At 36.1% G+C, this 19953-nt stretch carries 20 protein-coding genes and 1 pseudogene; 17 read left to right on the top strand and 4 right to left on the bottom strand.

The window, feature by feature from the left end; genetic code table 11:
- Positions 1-2: 2 nt before the first annotated feature.
- From dltC to IGK54_RS10695, 10 genes and pseudogenes are all read left to right on the top strand, one after another.
- On the top strand, positions 3-239 hold the full coding sequence (gene dltC, locus IGK54_RS10740; RefSeq protein ID WP_002356389.1) for a D-alanine--poly(phosphoribitol) ligase subunit DltC: 237 nt from the start codon (positions 3-5) through the stop codon (positions 237-239).
- Entirely contained in the window at positions 239-1513 is a 1275-nt protein-coding gene (gene dltD, locus IGK54_RS10735; protein ID WP_142957372.1) for a D-alanyl-lipoteichoic acid biosynthesis protein DltD, read from the top strand. The genes dltC and dltD overlap by 1 nt, the downstream gene beginning before the upstream one ends.
- A 212-nt stretch (positions 1514-1725) precedes the next feature.
- On the top strand, positions 1726-2808 hold the full coding sequence (locus tag IGK54_RS10730; RefSeq protein WP_002367214.1) for a M42 family metallopeptidase: 1083 nt from the start codon (positions 1726-1728) through the stop codon (positions 2806-2808).
- A 20-nt stretch (positions 2809-2828) separates the two neighbouring features.
- Positions 2829-3620 (top strand): DUF975 family protein, encoded by a 792-nt coding sequence (locus IGK54_RS10725; RefSeq protein WP_002362504.1) that lies wholly within the window; start codon positions 2829-2831, stop codon positions 3618-3620.
- Between the two features lie 145 nt (positions 3621-3765).
- On the top strand, positions 3766-4506 hold the full coding sequence (locus tag IGK54_RS10720; RefSeq protein WP_002356393.1) for an MBL fold metallo-hydrolase: 741 nt from the start codon (positions 3766-3768) through the stop codon (positions 4504-4506).
- Positions 4507-4538: 32 nt separating this feature from the next.
- Positions 4539-5543 (top strand): lipoate--protein ligase, encoded by a 1005-nt coding sequence (locus tag IGK54_RS10715; protein ID WP_142957374.1) that lies wholly within the window; start codon positions 4539-4541, stop codon positions 5541-5543.
- A gap of 74 nt (positions 5544-5617) precedes the next feature.
- A pseudogene (locus IGK54_RS10710) lies at positions 5618-7020 on the top strand (IS3 family transposase).
- A 652-nt stretch (positions 7021-7672) separates the two neighbouring features.
- Positions 7673-8362 (top strand): O-methyltransferase, encoded by a 690-nt coding sequence (locus IGK54_RS10705; RefSeq protein ID WP_010712765.1) that lies wholly within the window; start codon positions 7673-7675, stop codon positions 8360-8362.
- A gap of 240 nt (positions 8363-8602) precedes the next feature.
- Positions 8603-9166, top strand: a complete 564-nt coding sequence (ahpC, locus tag IGK54_RS10700) for an alkyl hydroperoxide reductase subunit C (RefSeq protein ID WP_002356396.1) — start codon at positions 8603-8605, stop codon at positions 9164-9166.
- A 96-nt stretch (positions 9167-9262) separates the two neighbouring features.
- Positions 9263-10945: an FAD-dependent oxidoreductase gene (locus tag IGK54_RS10695; protein WP_002362507.1), complete on the top strand. Its 1683-nt coding sequence runs from the start codon at positions 9263-9265 to the stop codon at positions 10943-10945.
- A gap of 99 nt (positions 10946-11044) precedes the next feature.
- Here the strand turns inward: IGK54_RS10695 and IGK54_RS10690 are convergent, their stop codons facing one another.
- From IGK54_RS10690 to IGK54_RS10680, 3 genes are all read right to left on the bottom strand, one after another.
- Entirely contained in the window at positions 11045-11635 is a 591-nt protein-coding gene (locus IGK54_RS10690; protein ID WP_142957402.1) for a hypothetical protein, read from the bottom strand.
- A gap of 120 nt (positions 11636-11755) precedes the next feature.
- Complete coding sequence (locus tag IGK54_RS10685) at positions 11756-12289, bottom strand: 3'-5' exonuclease (protein WP_010823130.1); 534 nt, start codon at positions 12287-12289, stop codon at positions 11756-11758.
- 34 nt (positions 12290-12323) lie between these two features.
- A complete protein-coding gene (locus IGK54_RS10680; RefSeq protein ID WP_002367205.1) occupies positions 12324-13079 on the bottom strand; it encodes an exodeoxyribonuclease III in 756 nt (251 codons plus the stop codon).
- A 206-nt stretch (positions 13080-13285) separates the two neighbouring features.
- Here IGK54_RS10680 and IGK54_RS10675 point away from each other — a divergent pair, with 206 nt between their 5' ends.
- The 3 genes from IGK54_RS10675 (at position 13286) to IGK54_RS10665 (ending at position 16836) form a co-directional block, all read left to right on the top strand.
- A complete protein-coding gene (locus tag IGK54_RS10675) occupies positions 13286-14200 on the top strand; it encodes a Gfo/Idh/MocA family protein (RefSeq protein WP_142957376.1) in 915 nt (304 codons plus the stop codon).
- 86 nt (positions 14201-14286) lie between these two features.
- Entirely contained in the window at positions 14287-15174 is an 888-nt protein-coding gene (gene murB, locus IGK54_RS10670; RefSeq protein ID WP_153854350.1) for a UDP-N-acetylmuramate dehydrogenase, read from the top strand.
- Positions 15175-15237: 63 nt separating this feature from the next.
- Positions 15238-16836 carry a glycosyltransferase family 39 protein gene (locus IGK54_RS10665; RefSeq protein WP_142957378.1) on the top strand — a complete coding sequence of 533 codons (1599 nt, stop codon included), beginning with the start codon at positions 15238-15240 and terminating at the stop codon, positions 16834-16836.
- A 147-nt stretch (positions 16837-16983) separates the two neighbouring features.
- Here the strand turns inward: IGK54_RS10665 and cbpA are convergent, their stop codons facing one another.
- Positions 16984-17622, bottom strand: coding sequence for a cyclic di-AMP binding protein CbpA (cbpA, locus tag IGK54_RS10660; protein WP_002365057.1), 639 nt, complete (start codon positions 17620-17622; stop codon positions 16984-16986).
- Between the two features lie 285 nt (positions 17623-17907).
- Here cbpA and rpmG point away from each other — a divergent pair, with 285 nt between their 5' ends.
- The 4 genes from rpmG to IGK54_RS10640 all read left to right on the top strand — a co-directional run bounded on the left by rpmG (position 17908) and on the right by IGK54_RS10640 (position 19919).
- Positions 17908-18060, top strand: a complete 153-nt coding sequence (gene rpmG, locus IGK54_RS10655; RefSeq protein ID WP_002356408.1) for a 50S ribosomal protein L33 — start codon at positions 17908-17910, stop codon at positions 18058-18060.
- Positions 18061-18080: 20 nt separating this feature from the next.
- A complete protein-coding gene (secE, locus tag IGK54_RS10650; protein ID WP_002356409.1) occupies positions 18081-18251 on the top strand; it encodes a preprotein translocase subunit SecE in 171 nt (56 codons plus the stop codon).
- 124 nt (positions 18252-18375) lie between these two features.
- Positions 18376-18921 carry a transcription termination/antitermination protein NusG gene (nusG, locus tag IGK54_RS10645; RefSeq protein ID WP_002384070.1) on the top strand — a complete coding sequence of 182 codons (546 nt, stop codon included), beginning with the start codon at positions 18376-18378 and terminating at the stop codon, positions 18919-18921.
- Positions 18922-19031: 110 nt separating this feature from the next.
- Positions 19032-19919, top strand: coding sequence for an alpha/beta hydrolase (locus tag IGK54_RS10640; protein ID WP_016616067.1), 888 nt, complete (start codon positions 19032-19034; stop codon positions 19917-19919).
- Positions 19920-19953: the final 34 nt, after the last annotated feature.

Here is a 19953-nt window from a genome sequence, read left to right as displayed (position 1 = left end):
CAATGAACATTCAAGAAACAGTATTAAACATTTTAGAAGATATTACAGGAACAGACGAAGTTGTGAACAATCAAGACATTCAATTATTTGAAGAAGGATTATTGGACTCTTTAGCAACGGTTCAATTATTAGTAGAAATTGAAGGACAACTAGGAATCCAAGTTCCTGTATCAGACTTTGACCGTGAAGTATGGGGAACACCAAAACAAATCATTCAACAAGTGGAAGCTTTACAATAATGTCTAGAAATAAACGACTAATCAGAATCTTAGGTCCAGTGCTTTGTTCAGCGGTCTTGGTTGCAGTGTTCTTTTTTGCACCGTTCAGAATCAATTTAACTTCCGAAAAAACGTTGAAGGAAGCATCAACGTCAATGGCACCGAACGTTTTAAAAGGCAATGTGATTAAAAACAAAGCAGTGGCTTCTGGTAAATATGTTCCTTTTTTTGGCTCTTCTGAATTAAGTCGATTTAGTGCTTTCCACCCTAGTGTGCTCTCTGAAAAGTATCAACGGAACTACCGACCGTTTTTACTAGGAGAAGCGGGCACACAGTCATTAACCCAAGCGATGGTCATTCATTCGATGGGCGATGCGATTGCCAATAAAAAAGCGGTCTTTATTTTATCTCCGCAATGGTTTGTCAAAAAGGGTGTACCTAATGATAGTTTTGGTGCACACTATTCACAATTACAAACCTATCAATGGTTAGCTAATTTAACCGAATTAACCAGTGGTGATCAATATCTAGCACAACGTTTGACCAAATTTCCAGTTGTTCAAAAAGACAAAGTCTTAATGGAAACTTTGGCAAATCTGCAGGCAGGGCAACTTCCCCAACGCTCTCAACGAGATTATTTTATAATGAATCTCCGTTTCTTGAATCGTGAGGATGAATTGTTTAGCCAAATTGGCATGGTTAGCAGAGAACCAATTGTTGAAAAAGATATGAAACAATTACCCGCTACGTATAATTTTAATGAATTAGATCAGCTAGCTGGAAAAATTGCGGCAAAAGCCATTAATAATAATAAATTTGAAATTAGTAACGGTTTTTATCGCCAACGGATTAAACCAGTTTTACCGAAATTAGCTCATTCACAAAAGAAATGGGATTATCGTTTTTCTCCAGAATATGGTGATTTCCAAGCTGCGTTAGAACAGTTAGCAGAAAAAAATGTCGATGTTTTATTTGTAATCCCACCTGTTAACAAACGTTGGTCGGACTATACGGGCTTGTCACAAGATATGTTGCAACAAGTAGCACGCAAGCTGAAATATCAACTTCAAGAGCAAGGGTTTACTAACATTGCTGACTTCTCAACATGTAGTAATGAACGCTACTTTATGGCGGACACGATTCATTTAGGTTGGCGTGGTTGGCTCGCTGTTGATCGTCAAGTAGATGAATTTATGAAACAACCTGCGTCTAAAAAGTTAGCGTATAAAATTGATGATCGTTTTTATCAGACAGATTGGCAACAACAAAATCCATTGGTCTTACCTCAATTTTAAGAAGGCAAGATGGATCAAGTACCAATTATCTGAAGCGGACTAGAAACGCTTCGTAACAATGAAAATAGCCTGTACCTGCCGTTGAATAACGAGCGTGCAGGCTGTTTTTTCGTTTACTTTTAGTGGAGAACGTTGCTCAATTTATTTTTTGTAAGTATTTTTTTAGTTCGTGGTATAATGGATAAAATTGGTTTTTGAGGGGAGTTATTTTTATGGATGCAAAAGAAGAAAAAATGTTAATTGATTTAACAAGTGCTAAAGGGATTGCTGGGAATGAAGACGAAGTACGTTCGTTATTTAAAAAGTATGCAGCACCGTATGCGGATAAATTTTTATATGATGGTCTTGGCAGTATTATTGCAAAAAATGTTGGTGATAAAGAAGGACCAAAAGTCTACATTTCTGGGCATATGGATGAAGTCGGTTTCATGGTTACCCAAATCACAGAAAAAGGCTTTTTAAAATTTCAAACCGTTGGCGGTTGGTGGGGGCAAGTGATGTTGGCCCAACAAGTTCAGATTAAAACCACGACTGGTAAGGTTTACCATGGTGTCATTGGGTCTAAACCACCGCATGTGTTAACAGCGGAAGTTCGTAACAAACCCTATGAGATTGCAGATATGTTTATTGATATTGGTGCAAGTAGCGATCAACAAGTTGCAGAATGGGGGATTCATCCAGGAGATATGGTGACACCATATATTGACTATCGTCGCATGAATGATACAAAATTTTTATTGGCAAAAGCGTGGGATAACCGAATTGGTACGGCCGTTTCATTAAAAGTTTTAGAAAATTTAGCGACAGAAGGGCACCCCAATATTTTATTTGCAGGCAGTGATGTGCAAGAAGAAGTGGGGCTACGGGGTGCGCAAACAAGTACGCATCTTGTGAATCCAGACATAGCGTTTGCTTTAGACACAGGAACAGCTGGTGACACACCAGGAATGACACCTAAAGAAGCCGACTCTGTTTTAGGTGAAGGGCCACAAATTTTGATTTATGATGCATCGATGATTCCGCATAAAAAATTACGTGATTTTGTTATTCAAGTGGCGGAAGAAAATAACATTCCCTTCCAATATACAGTGATTACAGGGGGAGGTACGGATGCTGGCCGCATGCATTTAACGCGCAACGGGATTCCATCATTAGCCATCACGGTGCCTGTTAGATATCTGCATTCACATACCTCAGTTATTCATGAAGATGATTATTTCAACACAGTCAAATTAGTCACAGAAGTGGTGAAACGTCTAGATAAAGAAACAGTCGCTAAATTGACTAGTTATTAGTTTCAGAAAGGATGGAATGAATGAAAAGTTTAGTAACAAATTCGCAACATCGTGCCAATGCTCGCAGAGCTCTTGATGGGCAATGGGGGATCATGGCTTGGTTAACTTTCTTAGGAGTGGTTTTACAGAGCTTCTTAACATCGATTGTGCAAAATTTATTTTCTGGTGAAAATCAAGTTTTTCAAAGTAGTTTTGCCGCAGTATTACTGCAAATTTTTGTTTTATTCGCGTTAAGTTATGCGCTATATTACGCAGCCTTGAAGGTGTTGCGTGGTGAAAAGGTGCGGGTCAATATTTTAATGAGTGTTTTTCAAGGAAAATATTATGGTCCGCTATTTGTGGTCAACCTACTTCAAAAAGTACTTGAACGTGTAATTGGTTTGTTATTTTTGTTACCAATTTTATTTGGAGCAGGGACAACCTTGTATTTCAAATTGATGTTTAATACAGTTACACCAGAGGAAATTCAGACCTTTTTCTTAAATGATTTTTCCTTTTTCCTAGCGTTTGGTGTTGCCACTATCTTGATCTTTTTAATTGGTTTATTTGTGAGTGGCGTTTTTCAATTTGCTGTGTGGCTACGTTTTGATAATCCAGAACTGCCAATTATGATGGCGTTGAAACAGGCGTTATATTTAATGAAAAATCGTTTTTGGCAATATTTATGTTTACAATTTTCTTTTATTGGTTGGTATATTGTGGGCTTTTTAGCTATTGGTATCGGTCTATTATGGGTGATTCCTTATAACTATGTAGCGTTAGCTAGTTTTTATCAAACTGCCTTAGAAGAAAAAGGTTTAGCCGAAGAATAAAAAAGAAGCTTGAATCCTTCGTTATCTCGACAAAGGGTTCAGGTTTTTTCTTTGGTCTTTTTGTGAAAATTTAAGCGTTTTAACCTCGTTTTTCCGTTATTTTATGGTAACATGGAAGTATCGTATTGAAGGAGGTTGTCCACACATGAAATTGACTGTCTTAGGCTGTTTAGGCGCTTATCCATACAAAGGAGAAGGAACGAGTTCCTATTTGTTAGAATCTGAAGGCTTTCATTTGCTTATTGATGCAGGCAGTACGACATTAGTGCGTTTAGAAAACTATCTAGATCCATTGAAATTAGATGCTGTCATTCTGTCGCATTATCATCATGACCATATCGCAGATTTAGGCGTTTTACAATATTATCGTCAGCTTTATCCAACGCTGGAACCGACTCCTATTTTGCCAATATATGGCCATACACAAGATCAAATGCATTTCAAAGAACTAACGCTTCCTAACGTTTCCGAAGGGAAAGAGTATTTTGAAGCAGAAGAGTTGGCAGTAGGACCATTTTTAATTACTTTCATGGAAACGATTCATCCTGTCACTTGTTACGCGATGCGGATTGTTGAAAAAGCGACTGGCAAAGTCTTTGTCTTTACAGGAGACTCTGGTTACTTAGCAAGTTTCGAAGACTTTGCAAAAGACGCTGATTTATTCTTAGCGGATACGTACTTATTTGAAGGTAATGAACGACATCATGCACACTTTACGTCAAGAGAAGCGGGTGAAATTGCCAAAGCAGCACAAGTCAAACAATTGATGTTGACCCATTTACCACAGCATGGGTCATTGGAACAACTACGGGAAGAAGCGCAAAACTATGCTGGAACGGAAATTCCAGTGACATTAGCCCAACCAGATTTAACAGTTGAGATTTAAAAAAGTAACTATACCAAGGGAGAGAACCGATTGTGATTTTTGTACCGAATGAAAATAATGACCCACGAGTGAACTTAGCAATTGAAACATATTTGTTAACAGAAATGCCTTTAGATGAGCCCATTCTTTTATTTTACATTAACGAGCCGTCAATTATTATTGGCCGTAACCAAAATACAATTGAAGAAATTAACAAAGAATATGTAGATGAGCACGGCATTCATGTTGTTCGTCGCTTAAGTGGCGGCGGCGCCGTTTATCATGATCATGGTAATTTGAATTTTAGTTTTATTATGCCAGATGACGGCAACTCTTTCCGTGATTTTGCGAAAGTTACCCAACCAATTATTCAAGCATTACACGACTTAGGCGTTGAAGGTGCCGAATTAAAAGGGCGCAATGACCTAGTGATTAATGATATGAAGTTTTCAGGAAATGCGATGTACGCTACCAACGGCCGCATGTTTGCACATGGAACCTTAATGTTTGATAGTGATATTGATGAAGTTGTAAATACATTGAAAGTACGGAAAGATAAAATCGAATCTAAAGGTATCAAGTCTGTTCGTTCACGGGTAACAAACATTAAACCATTTTTATCTGAAGATAAACAAGAGATGACAACGGAAGAATTCCGCCAAGAAATTCTTTTGAAAATTTTCGGCGTAGATTCGATCGACCAAGTTAAAACGTATGAATTAACTGATCAAGACTGGGCGGCTATTAACAAAATTTCAGAGCAATACTATCGCAATTGGGATTGGAATTATGGTAAATCACCTGCATTTAACTTAGAACGTCGCCATCGTTTCCCAATTGGTTCAATTGAAATGAAAATGAATGTGGCAGATGGTGCCATTAAAGAAATTAAAATCTTTGGGGACTTCTTTGGGCTTGGTGAAATTAAAGATGTTGAAGATATTTTAACCGGCGTGAAATATGATAAAGCTTCTTTAGAAGAAGCCATTGATCAAATTGACGTTAAAAAATACTTTGGCAATATCGAAAAAGAAGATTTGCTTGGGTTAATTTATTAAAAAAAAAGACAGCCGTTTCTGAGCCGACCCCCAAAAGTTAGACCTAGAAATCTAACTTTTGGAGGTTTTTTTGTATGGCAAAATACAGTTTTGAATTTAAACTTAAACTTGTTCATGACTACTTATCTGGTCAAGGAGGTCTAAGGTTTCTCGCAAAGAAGTATGGGTTTAAAGATAGTTCTCAAATAAGCAAATGGATAAATGCCTATAAAGAACTTGGTGAAGAAGGCCTACTTCGCAGTCGAAAAAATAAGAATTACTCTGTTCAATTTAAGCTAGATGCGATAGAGTTATATTTAACAACAGAGTTGTCCTATCAAGAAGTAGCTAATCTTCTAAAAATGAACAATCCATCATTGATTGCGAATTGGCTTAGAACGTATCAGAAGTTTGGTATAGAGGGACTCTCTAAACAGAAAGGACGTCCACCTACCATGTCTAAAAAGAAACGAAATGAACCCCAACCACTACCAAGTGAACGATCTCAAGTAGAGAAACTAGAAAAAGAAAATAGAATGTTAAAAATTGAGAATGCCTATTTAAAAGAATTGAGGAGACTGCGTTTAGAGGACGAACAAAAAATGAACGAATCGCACGAATCATTCACAGTCTCCGAAGACACTTTCGATTAAAAGATATTTTGGAAACCCTAAGGTTTCCAAAATCTACTTACATGTACTGGCAAAAACGCCTCGACAGAACAGCTTCAACACAAATCATCGAAGAAGAAATTCAAGCGATTCGTAAAAAACATCAACATTATGGCTATAGAAGGATGACCCAAGAATTGAAACGACGTGGATTTCAAGTGAATAAAAAGAAAGTCCAGCGATTAATACAAAAGTTAAAGTTACAAGTCAAAGCTTTTACTAAGAAATCAAGAAAATATAATTCCTATAAAGGAACCGTTGGTAAAATCGCTAAAAATTTGATTCGTCGCCGATTTAAAACCTCTGTTCCTCATCAAAAAATTACAACTGATACAACTGAATTTAAGTACTTTGAAGCAGATAACGCAGGCATCTTTCGTCAGAAAAAACTATACTTAGATCCATTTATGGATATGTATAATAGTGAAATTCTAAGCTATAGCCTTTCTACTCAACCAAATGGTAAAACAGTTATGGAAGGTCTGAAAGAAGCAATTTCTCAAACAAATGATTGTCCCTATCGGCGCACCTTTCACTCTGATCAAGGCTGGGCTTATCAAATGAATGTCTATATACAAACATTAAAGGACAACAATATCTTTCAAAGTATGTCTCGAAAAGGAACCTGTTTAGATAATTCTCCTATGGAGAATTTCTTCAGTATCCTAAAACAAGAAGTGTACTATGGAAAAATCTATCAAAGTCAAAATGAATTGAGAGAAGCAATTGAGAACTACATTTATTATTACAATCATCACCGAATCAAGGAAAAACTTAACTGGAAAAGCCCAGTAGAATTTCGACAATTCAATCAAAAAACTGCATAAAAATAGAGTGGAAAAATCCACTCTATAAAAAGTCTAACTTTTTGGGGTCACTACATTCAAACGGTTGTCTTTTTTCTAGCTAAAAATAATTTTTAGCTTTTAGAAAGGTAGTGCTATGTGCAAAATCGTCGAAACGATTTTTATCAGGGAACTATCAAATAGCTCGCCTGCATATGTACTTGAACCAAGTCAAGTCCGGGAATTTGGTTATGTGCTTCACTATAAATCACTATCTGTAAAGAGTATACAAGATTTCCTTTCTTTTGTGATATCAAATTTTTACAGACAAAGTAGTAAAATTTGACGTTTCTTATTTTGGCAAGGTTATAGGCTTGTTTTGGGGCTTGAAATAGCAAGAATTGAGAGTGATTTAAGGGGAAATATTAACATATGTAGAAGTATTTTTATAAGAAATAACGAGAAAAAATCAATAGGTATGTTCTTGAGGGCTACTTTTTGACGTTTTCTGAATAAAACTTAATAAAAAATAGCGGAAACAAAGAAAAAATGTGCTTACAAAAAGTAATCCGCACTTAGCTAGGAAGTTAAGAATGTACATGTTATTCTCAAACAAATAATAAGAATCCTATTTCAATCCTTTACAGAGGAACAAGGACTTCGTATAATAAAGGGACGAAAAGGAGCGAAAGTGATGAGAAACGAAATGATGCATCGACCAGTCGTTAAACCAGAATTGGTTGAGTATATGCGTACAAAACAAAAGAAACTTCCCGGAGAATTAGGTGTAGTGGAGGCGGAAGCCAATGAAGCAGGGGTGCCGATTATTCCACACGAAACAGTAGTTTTTTTACAATTTTTGCTAGGACAACTAAAGCCCAAAAATATTTTAGAAATCGGGGCAGCAATTGGTTTTTCTTCAAGCTTGATGGCCCAATTTGTTGGTGAAGATGGTCACGTGACCACGATTGATCGTTTTGACGTAATGATAAAAAAAGCGAAGAAAACCTACCAACGCCTAGACTTAGAAGAAAAGGTCACTCTTTTAGAAGGACAAGCAGCTGAGATTCTACCAACGTTGGAAGGACCTTATGACTTTATTTTTATGGATAGTGCCAAATCAAAATACATTGAATTTTTACCTGAATGTTTACGGTTGCTACCAGTTGGCGGCGTTTTAATGGTGGATGATGTATTTCAAGCTGGGACAATCTTAGACCCTGCTGAGGAAGTACCGAAAAAAAATCGAGCGATTCATCGTAAATTAAACCAATTTTTAGATGTAGTCATGGCGCATCCTGATTTAACTTCTACTTTAGTTCCTCTTGGTGATGGAGTTATTTTAATTACCAAAGAGAAAGAAACGATTATTTTAGATAGTTAAAGAATGTCTTCACAAAAAGAAAGCGAATCATTAAAAAGCAAGTTCTTTTAATGATTCGCTTTCTTTTTTATGTTATTTAAAAAGTTATCTCGCTATTTCTAATTGAGAATGATAATCATGAAATTCTCAATGTGACAGTATTATGTGTTAATAAAACCTCTTTTGTTTATAATTATTCTATTGACGGAATAATTATAAACTGTTATCCTTAAAGAGTAAAAAAACAGAGGAGGAACGACAATGAATTTAATTAATCAAAAACTTTTTGACTTTGAATGTGATGCCTATCACGATGGTGAATTTACACGAGTATCAACAGAAGATATTTTAGGAAAATGGAGTATTTTCTTCTTTTATCCAGCTGATTTTTCTTTCGTGTGTCCTACGGAATTAGGGGATATGCAAGAGCATTATGCGCATTTACAGGAATTAAATTGTGAGGTTTACTCTGTTTCAGAAGATAGTCATTATGTGCATAAAGCATGGGCTGACGCTACAGAAACGATTGGAAAAATTAAATATCCAATGTTAGCCGATCCCAACGGTCAACTTGCTCGTTTCTTTGGCGTTTTAGATGAAGCTTCTGGAATGGCTTACCGTGCTTCATTTATTGTGAGTCCAGAAGGTGAGATTAAATCTTATGAAATCAACGACATGGGTATTGGTCGTAATGCTGAAGAACTTGTTCGTAAATTAGAAGCTTCTCAATTTGTAGCAGAACATGGTGATAAAGTTTGTCCAGCCAATTGGCAACCAGGAGAAGAAACAATTGCGCCAAGCTTAGATTTAGTTGGTAAAATTTAAATTCGCTTTGTAAATAGAGGTCAAAGAGTTGGATAAAACAGAGAAAATGTTTTGTTCAGCTCTTTTTCTGAAACACAGAAGAAAGAGGAGAAGCAAGTGACAGAAGAAATCTACGATTTGATTATTATTGGTGGCGGCTCAGCTGCTTTATCTGCAGGTATCTATGCAGGTCGCGCAATGATGGATACCTTAATTATTGAAAAAGACAAAATTGGTGGACAAGTAACGACGACTTCTGAAATTGTGAACTATCCAGCGATTCGTCACACAACAGGTCCAGAACTAATGGAAGAAATGCGCATTCAAGCACAAGACTTCGGTGTAGCTTTTACAAAAGACGAGATTATTGATGTTGATTTTAGTCAAACGATAAAAACTGTTCAATCGGCGAGTCAAACCTACCAAGCATATGCAGTATTGATTGCGACAGGGGCCTCTGCTCGTAAAATTGGTTTCCCTGGTGAAAGTGAATTTACAGGACGCGGCGTGGCCTATTGTTCTACTTGTGATGGGGAGTTTTTCCAAGGCCTAGATATTTTTGTGATTGGTGGCGGTTATGCAGCAGCGGAAGAGGCCGTTTATTTGACACGTTACGGTAAATCAGTAACGATGATTATCCGAGAACCTGATTTTACATGTGCAAAATTAACTGCGGAGGCGGCTAAAAATCACCCGAAAATTAAGATTGTTTATAACACAGAAGTGAAAGAAATTACGGGAGATGATTTTGTCCGAAAAGCTGTGTTTGTCAATAACCAGACGGGAGAAGAAACGGTTTATGAAGCGCCAAAAGACAGTACATTTGGTCTGTTTGTTTTTGCTGGAAATAAACCAAGTACAGAAATTTTTGAAGGAAAAATTGCCTTAGACCGTGGGTATGTGCCAACAACTGAAAATATGGAAACCAATATTCCCGGAGTTTATGCAGCAGGAGATTTACGAATAAAAGAATTACGTCAAATTGTGACGGCGGTTGCAGACGGTGCAATTGCCGCCACTCATGCGCAACGTTACGTGACAGAACAAAAAACACAGGCGGGCCAATCGATTGTAACGAAGCGAATGACTGAACGATTAGCTAATCAATCTGCCCCTGAAACAAGCAGTCAGCAACCAAAAGAAAAACAGCCAGCGAAAGTTACTGGTAAGCATCAGTGGTTCCCAGAAAGTATGCGCCAACAATTAAGCGGTATTTTCGCTAAACTAACCAAAAAAGTGACATTGCTTCAGTTTTTGGATGCAAGTGATGAAAAATCATTGGAACTTCAGTCATTCTTAACAGAATTTGCAAGTCTGGATCAGAAGATTACTTTAGAAACGATTTTGAAAGATACTGAGCCAGCCAAAGAATTGCTGTATGGGATTGAAAAAATGCCTAGCGTTGTGCTCTTAGATGCGGCAGGAAACTATACAGGAATTAAATTTAGTGGTATTCCTAGTGGCCATGAAGTAAACTCGTTGGTTTTGGCGGTTTATAATGTCGGCAGCGAGGGGCAGCCGTTAGAAGCAAGTCTGCAAAAGAACATACTTGCATTGCCAAAAAGAAAAATAGAAATCTTTGTTTCACTAACATGTCATTTCTGTCCCGATGTCGTGGCGGCTTGCCAACGTATTGCATCAATTAATCCTCATGTGGAAGCAGAAATGGTGGACATTAGTCTATTTCCAGAGTTGAAAAAAGAAAAGAAAATTATGAGCGTTCCAGCAATGCTAATTGATGGCGAACAAATGATTTTTGGTTCAAAAACAATGACCGAAATTATTGAAGCCTTGGCTTAAAAGAGGCGGAAAAAGTAATTAGCCTAAAGAACCTAAGTCATTCAAAAAAGTGAGAAATACGTCGAGATGACGTATTTCTCACTTTTTTCGCATAGTTAGTCAAGTATCTCTTTTGATTAGGCGATTGAGTTTCCTAAAAAGAATTAAAAAGACACAGCAGCAAATGAACAATAGGCTTCCTGTTAGTGGTAAAAAGATACCTTGCATGTAGCTATCGATATGCATTAAACCAGGTACCTCGCTGAAAAAATCATGGATAAACTGTTGAATGAGCTTATTGGCTAGAAAAGCAGCTAAAGGCAAAATAAAAATCAAATAATAGATGGGTTGTAAGGCATAGCTAATTAAAATTTGTAATTTTGTCGTACCTAAAAGAGCTAAGATCAGTAAGTCGTTTTTTTGCTCTAAAAAAGTTAGGAAGAAAGTTCGGCAAATATAACTAATCAGGAAGAAAAAGAGTGTTCCAGCGCTGATTCCAGCCAAACCTCTGAAAATTTTCAATGGAGGAATCACTGCATAATTATCAAGAAGAATCATTTGTGAAAGCCATCGAGAAAACAACAAAGTCAATAATAGAGCAGAAAAAGTCAGAAAACTAATAATAAAGATAAGAATCAACGTACTAAATTGTTTTTTTGAGCGCCACGCATTTTTGAGAGAGTCTGTGAATAAGTAAAGAATCGAATACATCATCGCGTCCTTTCTGAAAAATTTTTGTTTTAGGGGAAAAGTTATGTAAAAGAAAAGACGTTATCTCCTGCCAACTAGCCACTGAAAGAGATAACGCCTTCGCTGGAAACAAGAACTGGATTATTTCACCAATACTAATTTTTTTAAAGGTTCAACCCCAAATCGTTGTTCTTGCTGTAAAAGAATTTCGGCACAAGCACGGCTATCTTCTAAAGCATCATGATGATTATTTAAAGTGATATTGAGGTTTTCACAAACGGTATTTAATTTATGATTAGGAAATTCAGGAAACAGTTTGCGACTCGTTTTGACTGTACATAAAGAAAGGTAATTAGGTTGTTCTAAGCCATAGTAATCTAAACAGCCAGCCAAAACACTACAATCAAAACTTGCATTGTGAGCGACCATTAACCGATTTGGTTGAAAACAATGCTGAATTTGTTGCCATACTTCAGGGAATTTGGGCGCATTGACAACATCTGATTCATGAATGCCGTGAATTTGCGTATTTCGCCAGAAAAAAGGTGTTTCTGGTTTGATTAACGTGTAAAATTCATCCACAATCCGACTATTTTCTACTTTAACAATTGCAATGGAACAGGCACTATGTTTATCATAACTAGCTGTTTCAAAGTCAAAAGCGTAAAAGTTCATTAAAAAAAACTCCTTTCAACGCGTTGAGTAACACTTAAAAATCAAGTACAACTTCCACTGGACAATGATCACTACCAAGAATATCTGTATGGATTTTAGCACTGACTAAACGTTCATTCAAGGATTCTGACACAACGAAATAGTCAATCCGCCATCCTGCGTTATTTTTTCGTGCGTTAAAGCGATAACTCCACCATGAGTAGATGCCTTCAGCTTCTGGATAAAAATAACGGAATGTATCAGTGAAGCCACTGTCTAACAACTCAGTAAATTTTTGCCGTTCTTCAGGCGTGAACCCCGCATTTTTTTGATTGGTTTTCCAATTTTTTAAATCAATCTTTTGATGAGCTACGTTTAAATCACCGCAAAGAATTACGGGTTTTTCTTGATTTAATTCGTTTAAATAGGCACGAAACGCATCTTCCCATGTCATTCGATAAGCTAAACGCTTTAGTTCAGCTTGTGAGTTTGGTGTGTAGCAAGTGACCATGAAAAATTCTGGATATTCTAAAGTGATCACGCGGCCTTCTTGATCGTGAGCCTCGATACCTAAGCCATAGCGAACACTTAACGCTTCTTCTTTAGCGAAAATTGCTGTGCCAGAATATCCTTTTTTTTCGGCGTAATTCCAATACTGATGATAGCCAGGAAGTTCTAAATCAATTTGCCCAGCTTGTAATTTTGTTTCTTGTAAACAGAAAAAATCTGCATCTAATTCATTAAAAACATCCATAAAATTCTTTTTAACAACCGCTCGTAAGCCGTTGACATTCCAAGAAATACATTTCATTGTTGAAACTCCTTTCAAATAAGAAACGCTTTTGCTCGTTTCAGTGCAAACCAGAACCAAAGAAAAGGTCGCTTGGTGCTTTCTTCTATTCTAATACTTTTTAAAGAAGTTTTAAATACTTGAAAAGAAAAAGAGAAAATGACTGATTTTTGGAAAGAAGTAGTCTATGATAAAATAGTAAAAAGAGCAGAAATGAGGACAAACGAATGAAAATTGGAGTCATTGGTTTAGGAAATATTGCACAAAAAGCGTATTTGCCAACTTATAGTGAATGCCGCCACTTGGCAGAGTTTGTATTAGCAACTAGGAACCCAGAAACACGACAAAAAATCGCTGATCAGTATAGCTTTACAGAAACCGTTGGGACCATAGAAGAATTGATTGAAGCGAAGATTGATGCTTGTTTTGTCCATGTAGCCACAAAAGTGCATGGTGCAGTCGTTCGCCAATTATTACAGGCTGGTATTCACGTCTTTGTGGACAAACCTTTAAGTGAAGAGCTTGCTGAAGTCAAAGAATTACAAGCATTAGCAGCAGCAAAAAATCTGCGCCTGATGGTTGGCTTCAATCGTCGTTTTGCCCCTTATGCGGAAGTATTGAAAAATATTCCTGAAAAACAAACAATTTTTATTAAAAAGAACCGCATCAATACAACGAGAGAAACAAGTTTTATGATGTATGATTTATTTTTACATGTCGTTGATACCGCAGTTTATTTAGCGGAAGGACCGCTCCACGTGGTGCAGTCAAAATTAGTGGAAGAAAACGGTCATTTAAAACGAGCAATTTTACAATTAGAAACCGAACAGACAACGATTGTTTGTTCTATGGATTTACACTCTGGGGCCAATACAGAAACTTTTGAAGTCACCAGCCCCACAGGTACTTATCGCTTGGAAAATTTAACGCATTTGACCATCCAAACAGAAGAAGAATACCAAGTAAAAGAGATGGGGGATTGGACGCCAACATTGGAAAAAAGAGGTTTTTACCAAATGGTTACTGCTTTCATCCAGGCCATTCAAAAACCGCAAGAGCAAGAGTTGAAACAAGAAAAAGTCTATGAAAGTCATGCGTTATGTGAAGAAATGCTACGCCAACAACAACGGCATGTTCTTTAAAGAGGACTAGCAACTTTCTTTCTATCATGCTAGAATAAGACAGATATTTTGAAAAGAAAGGACTAACTTTCGTGAACACTAAAGCTATGTTAGAAACATTAAACGAAATTACTTTATTAGTAGATGAACCATTAAAAAACGTAACCTTTACCAAAACAGGCGGCCCAGCTGATGTGTTGGCCTTACCCAAAACAAAAAAAGAAGTCGAAGAGATTGTGGCGTATTGCCGAGAACAAGGGCTTTCATGGTTAGTATTAGGCAATGCTAGCAACTTGATTGTTCGTGATGGCGGTATTCGCGATGTCGTGATTATGCTAACAGAAATGAAAGAAATCAAAGTAGCCGGTACCACCATGGTTGTGGATGCTGGTGCCAAGCTGATTGATACAACCTACGAAGCCTTAGCAGCTGATTTAACTGGTTTTGAATTTGCTTGTGGCATTCCAGGAAGTGTCGGTGGTGCTGTTTATATGAATGCTGGAGCATACGGCGGGGAAATTAAAGATGTTTTCCAGTCTGCAGAAGTGCTGTTGGCAGATGGAACTATCCAAACAATGACGAAAGAAGACCTGAATTTCCGTTATCGTCATAGTGAAATTCAAGAATTACATTGTATTGTCTTGCAAGCAACGTTTGCTTTAGAAAAAGGAAACCATGCAGAAATTAAAGCCCAAATGGATGAATTAACGGAACTTCGTGAACTGAAGCAACCGCTAGAGTATCCCTCTTGTGGCAGTGTCTTTAAACGCCCTGTTGGTCATTTTACAGGAAAATTAATCCAAGACGCAGGCTTACAAGGCTTGAAATGGGGCGGTGCTCAAATTTCCGAAAAGCATGCGGGATTTATTGTTAACATCGATCATGCAACCGCAACAGATTATGTGGAATTAATTGCACATATCCAAGAAGTGATTAAAGAAAAATTTGATGTTGAATTACAAACGGAAGTTCGAATTATTGGTGAAGAAGTCTAAAGACTCTTTAATTTTTCGAATGAAAATTAAGTATACTTGTATTATGATCATAGGGAGATTATAATGAATTTTATTTATAAAAAATGGCTACCTTCAGCCATAAATGGGCTTTTTTTATTTTTTATTTCGATAACATTAATAGGTGCTTTCCGCTCAGATAACTTAAAAATCAGTACTCTTACAAACCATTTTTTTTTGATACTGTTAATAGCAATACTTGCGATAGTAGTACTTCTTTTTAGTAAACATGCTAAAAAGTGGATTGATAAATATCTGTTTGGTGTAAAAAAAATATTTGTGGAAAATATAGGATTAATTACAGGCATTTATTTTATTTTTGGCTTTTGTTTACAAGTGTTTATCTTAACTAATATTTCCGCTCCTATTGGTTGGGATGTATCAGCTATTTTTAATGGTGTAAGTGCTTTGCCTGAAAATAAAGAAGTTATCAGTAATTACCTATCAATAAATCCTAATAATTCTTTTTTCTTTTTTTTGATGTATGGAATTTCTAAGGTGATGAATCTGTTTAATCATACTTGGGGATCGTCTTGGTTTGTCTGGCAGTTGTGGAATATAATTTTTATGGATATAGGATTTGTTATCTTATTTAAAGCAGCTAAGTATTTGTTTAATAAAAAAGTTGCATATTTAACTTTCTACTTGGCTTCTTTTTCATTGATGTTTTCACCATGGATTTTAGTACCATATACTGATGTAATAATGATTCCTGTTATATCAGCTGTGCTACTTTTATATGCTAAACAAATCGAGATAAAAAATAGTGGCGTATGGAATTTAATATTTATAGGTATTCTTCTAGGTATTTGTTATCTTTTAAAGCCCTCCTCTATTGTATTCTTAATAGCATGGACTATTATTATGGGAATTAAATTACTCACTACCGGAAAGCTTTATAAAAAAAATGTTTTATCATTTTTTGTAGCGATGTTTTTCTTTATAATAACTGTGGGATGTTTTTCAATTTTTCAGAAGCAGCAAACAATCGTTAATTATGATGCTGAGATGCAAAAACCGTGGACGCACTTTGTAATGATGGGTTTGACTGGATCTGGAGGATATAGTGAGAAAGATACAAGAAAAGTGAATAGCCTTCCTACATTAGAAAAGAAAAAGAAATATACAACTGAAACTATAAAGAAACGGTTGGAAGATTATGGGATGGTAGGTTACACTAAATTTCTTCTAGTAAAACATTTTAATAATACTGATCGTGGCGATTTTGGTTGGGGACGAGATGGTACACCACAAAATCCTACAAAACCTTCGAAAAGTGAATTTCAAACGAAGCTTAGAGATACCTACTATCAACAAGGAAAACGTACAAATAATCTTCGGTTTGTCATGCAAATACTGTGGATTGTAGTTTTACTAGGAATGTTGTTATCTTTTTTTGTTAAGGACATTCAAGGAGGTACACTATTAATAATAAAATTAACGATTATAGGAGCATTTCTATATTTGCTTTTGTTTGAAGGTGGACGATCCAGATATTTAATTCAGTATTTACCATTCTTCTATCTTTTATCGGCAAATGGTTTGGCACGAATTAATGACATTGTTTCTTTAAACGGAATAAAAAAATCATTTACATCAACGGACTATAGAGGCTCTTTGCCAATAAGGACTGATGAGTTGTAAAAAATCAATTTTAGATTCATCAGTTCCCTAAATTATAGAGATATTTTAGTATAAAATAAAAAACAACGATACAGTTCCCATAAAAGGAGCTATATTGTTGTTTTTTACTTATATTACTAATAGTTTTCGTTCGGTAATTCGTAAATTTTACTCGTCTTCTAAATTTTCCAATTCTACAACTTTAAAGTTTTTCCGCTCTAAATGTTCTACAATGGCTGTACACGTTTCGGCAGTTGTGCCGGCTGGCAAAGTAATAAGTGTGCGACGAACAAATTCTTCACTATCAACATCCAATGTAATACAGCTGGCGATGCTGCTATATTTGGCAATGATTTTTGAAATGGCTGCTAAGTCGCCTTGTTGACCAACTGAAGCAATTGTTAAAACGTAGCTCCCTTGTTTTACATTCCAAGATTGCGCTAAAATATTTAATAAGGTGCTGTGTGTTAAAATACCATAAAAATAATTATTTTCATCTAAAACAGCAATGTAAGGTAGTTCTTTAATAGTAAAAAATACCTTGAAAAATGAAGTGTTGACATAAATAAATTTTGTGGCATTTTTTAACAAATAGGTAACAGGTAAACTCATATCGCCACCGTTTGCTTTATGGCGGTAAATATGCATTTTATAGATATTTCCTCGGAAAATTTTTCCAGATTCGTCTAAAATTGGGACACAACGGTAACCTGAGTCTTCTAAAATAGAAAGAGCTTCTTCTAGAGTACAAGATTCATTGACTGTTGTTAAATTATCTTTTTTAATAACTACAGATTTTAATAACATAAACAGGCCTCCTAAGGGTTCATTTTTAATAAATTTATCATATCATAACTTAGCAGAAAACAATAGCTGAGACCTCAGAATAAAAGCAATTTTGTTAAAATAAATAGAAAATAAAGAAAAATCAGATATTTTATAAAAGAAATCAAGCACGTATTCGCGATAATGGTAAAAAATTACGTAAGAATCGGCACGGCGCTTCTTTAAAAAGTAAATTAAACTTTGACAACTTTTTCGAATAATGGTACTGTTAAGAAGTAAATTTGTGAATAGAGGAGGTCGAAGAACATGGCAACAAAGAAAGCAGCTCTTGCTTGTTCCGTTTGTGGCTCTCGCAACTATTCTAAATCCGTTAGTGAAGGTAAACGTGGCGAACGCTTAGAAATCAATAAATTCTGTAAATATTGTAATCAATACACGTTACATAAAGAAACGAAATAGATTTAGAGGAGGGTATCAACATGAAATTTTTCCGCAGCGTTGCTGATGAGATGAAGCAAGTAACTTGGCCAACAAAAAAACAATTGCGTAAAGATACATTAGTTGTAATTGAAACATCTATTTTATTTGCAGCATTGTTCTTTATCATGGATACTGTTATCCAAACGGCATTTGGCTGGATTTTAAAATAATTAATTCTAGTATTTCCCGACGAGGGGTGCTATAATAGTATTCGAGAAAAAGCTTCGGGAAACTGAGCTTTTTTTATTTGCTCGAAAAAAATAAACTAAAACATTTAAAGGAGCCGAATCAGTAATGGAAACTTTTGAAAGAAATTGGTACGTATTGCACACCTATTCAGGCTATGAAAATAAAGTAAAAGCAAACATTGAATCACGTGCACAAAGCATGGGGATGGGCGATTATATTTTTCGTGTCGTTGTACCAGAAGAAACAGAAAAAGAAGTCAAAAATGGTAAAGAAAAAGAAATCGTTCATAAAACTTTCCCTGGTTATGTGTTAGTGGAAATGATTATGACCGATGATTCTTGGTATATTGTTCGTAACACGCCAGGCGTAACTGGTTTTGTAGGCTCACATGGTGCTGGTAGTAAACCCGCTCCTTTATTACAAGAAGAAATTAACCACATTTTACGTTCAATTGGCATGAGCACCCGTCAATCAGACTTAGAAGTAGCGCTAGGCGATACAGTGAAAATTATCGAAGGTGCCTTTTCTGGTCTTGAAGGTGTTGTGACAGAAATCGATGAAGAAAAACAAAAATTAAAAGTAAACATCGATATGTTTGGTCGTGAAACAAGTACAGAATTAGACTTTGAACAAGTCGATAACATTGATTAATAAACAAGCTGACAAACTATTGTTCAGCTGATTGATACAGATTGTAGGGTCTGGAAAAGCAGTCAACTGACTTCTTTTCCAAGCCCTTTTTTATTTCATCGCAGAAAGGAATGAAAAAAATGAAACATGCCCAAAAATATCGTTATTTTTCTTTGCTAATGGGTCTTGTTCTATTATTAAGTGCTTGCCAAATTGGAGCAAGCACGAAGAGTGACAACCAAGCCGCCACAAAAGAAGCAACTGTTGAGTTAAACCGCACAACAACACCAACGCTTTTTTTTCATGGTTACGCAGGAACTAAAAATTCGTTTGGCTCGTTACTGCATCGCTTGGAGAAACAAGGTGCCACAACTCAAGAATTAGTGCTACTCGTTAAACCTGATGGGACCGTGGTTAAAGAGCGAGGAGCTTTAAGTGGCAAAGCAACGAATCCCAGTGTTCAAGTTCTATTTGAAGATAATAAAAACAATGAATGGAATCAAACAGAATGGATAAAAAACACATTACTCTATTTACAAAAAAATTATCAAGTGAACAAAGCCAATATTGTCGGGCACTCTATGGGCGGTGTTAGTGGCTTACGTTATTTAGGAACCTATGGGCAAGACGCATCGTTACCTAAAATTGAAAAATTCGTCAGCATTGGAGCACCTTTCAATGATTTTATTGATACGAGTCAACAGCAAACCATCAAAACGGAACTAGAGAACGGTCCCACAGAAAAAAGTAGCCGCTATTTGGATTATCAAGAGATGATTAATGTTGTTCCAGAAAAACTGCCCATTTTATTAATTGGTGGTCAATTAAGTCCAACAGATTTAAGTGATGGAACGGTACCGTTATCTAGTGCCTTAGCAGTCAACGCCTTGCTAAGACAGCGAGGAACTCAAGTCACTAGCCAGATTATTAAAGGAGAAAATGCACAACATAGCCAATTACATGAAAATCCTGAAGTAGATCAATTGCTAATCGAATTTTTATGGCCGAGTAAAAAATAGCAAAAAGGCACATGTTCCATAAAAAATGGAACAT

Origin of the sequence: Enterococcus sp. DIV2384, from assembly GCF_050534975.1 — a bacterium.
GTDB lineage: Bacteria > Bacillota > Bacilli > Lactobacillales > Enterococcaceae > Enterococcus > Enterococcus faecalis.
The sequence above is the reverse complement of the archived record's forward strand: the minus strand, read 5'-3'. Positions and strand labels throughout refer to the sequence as shown.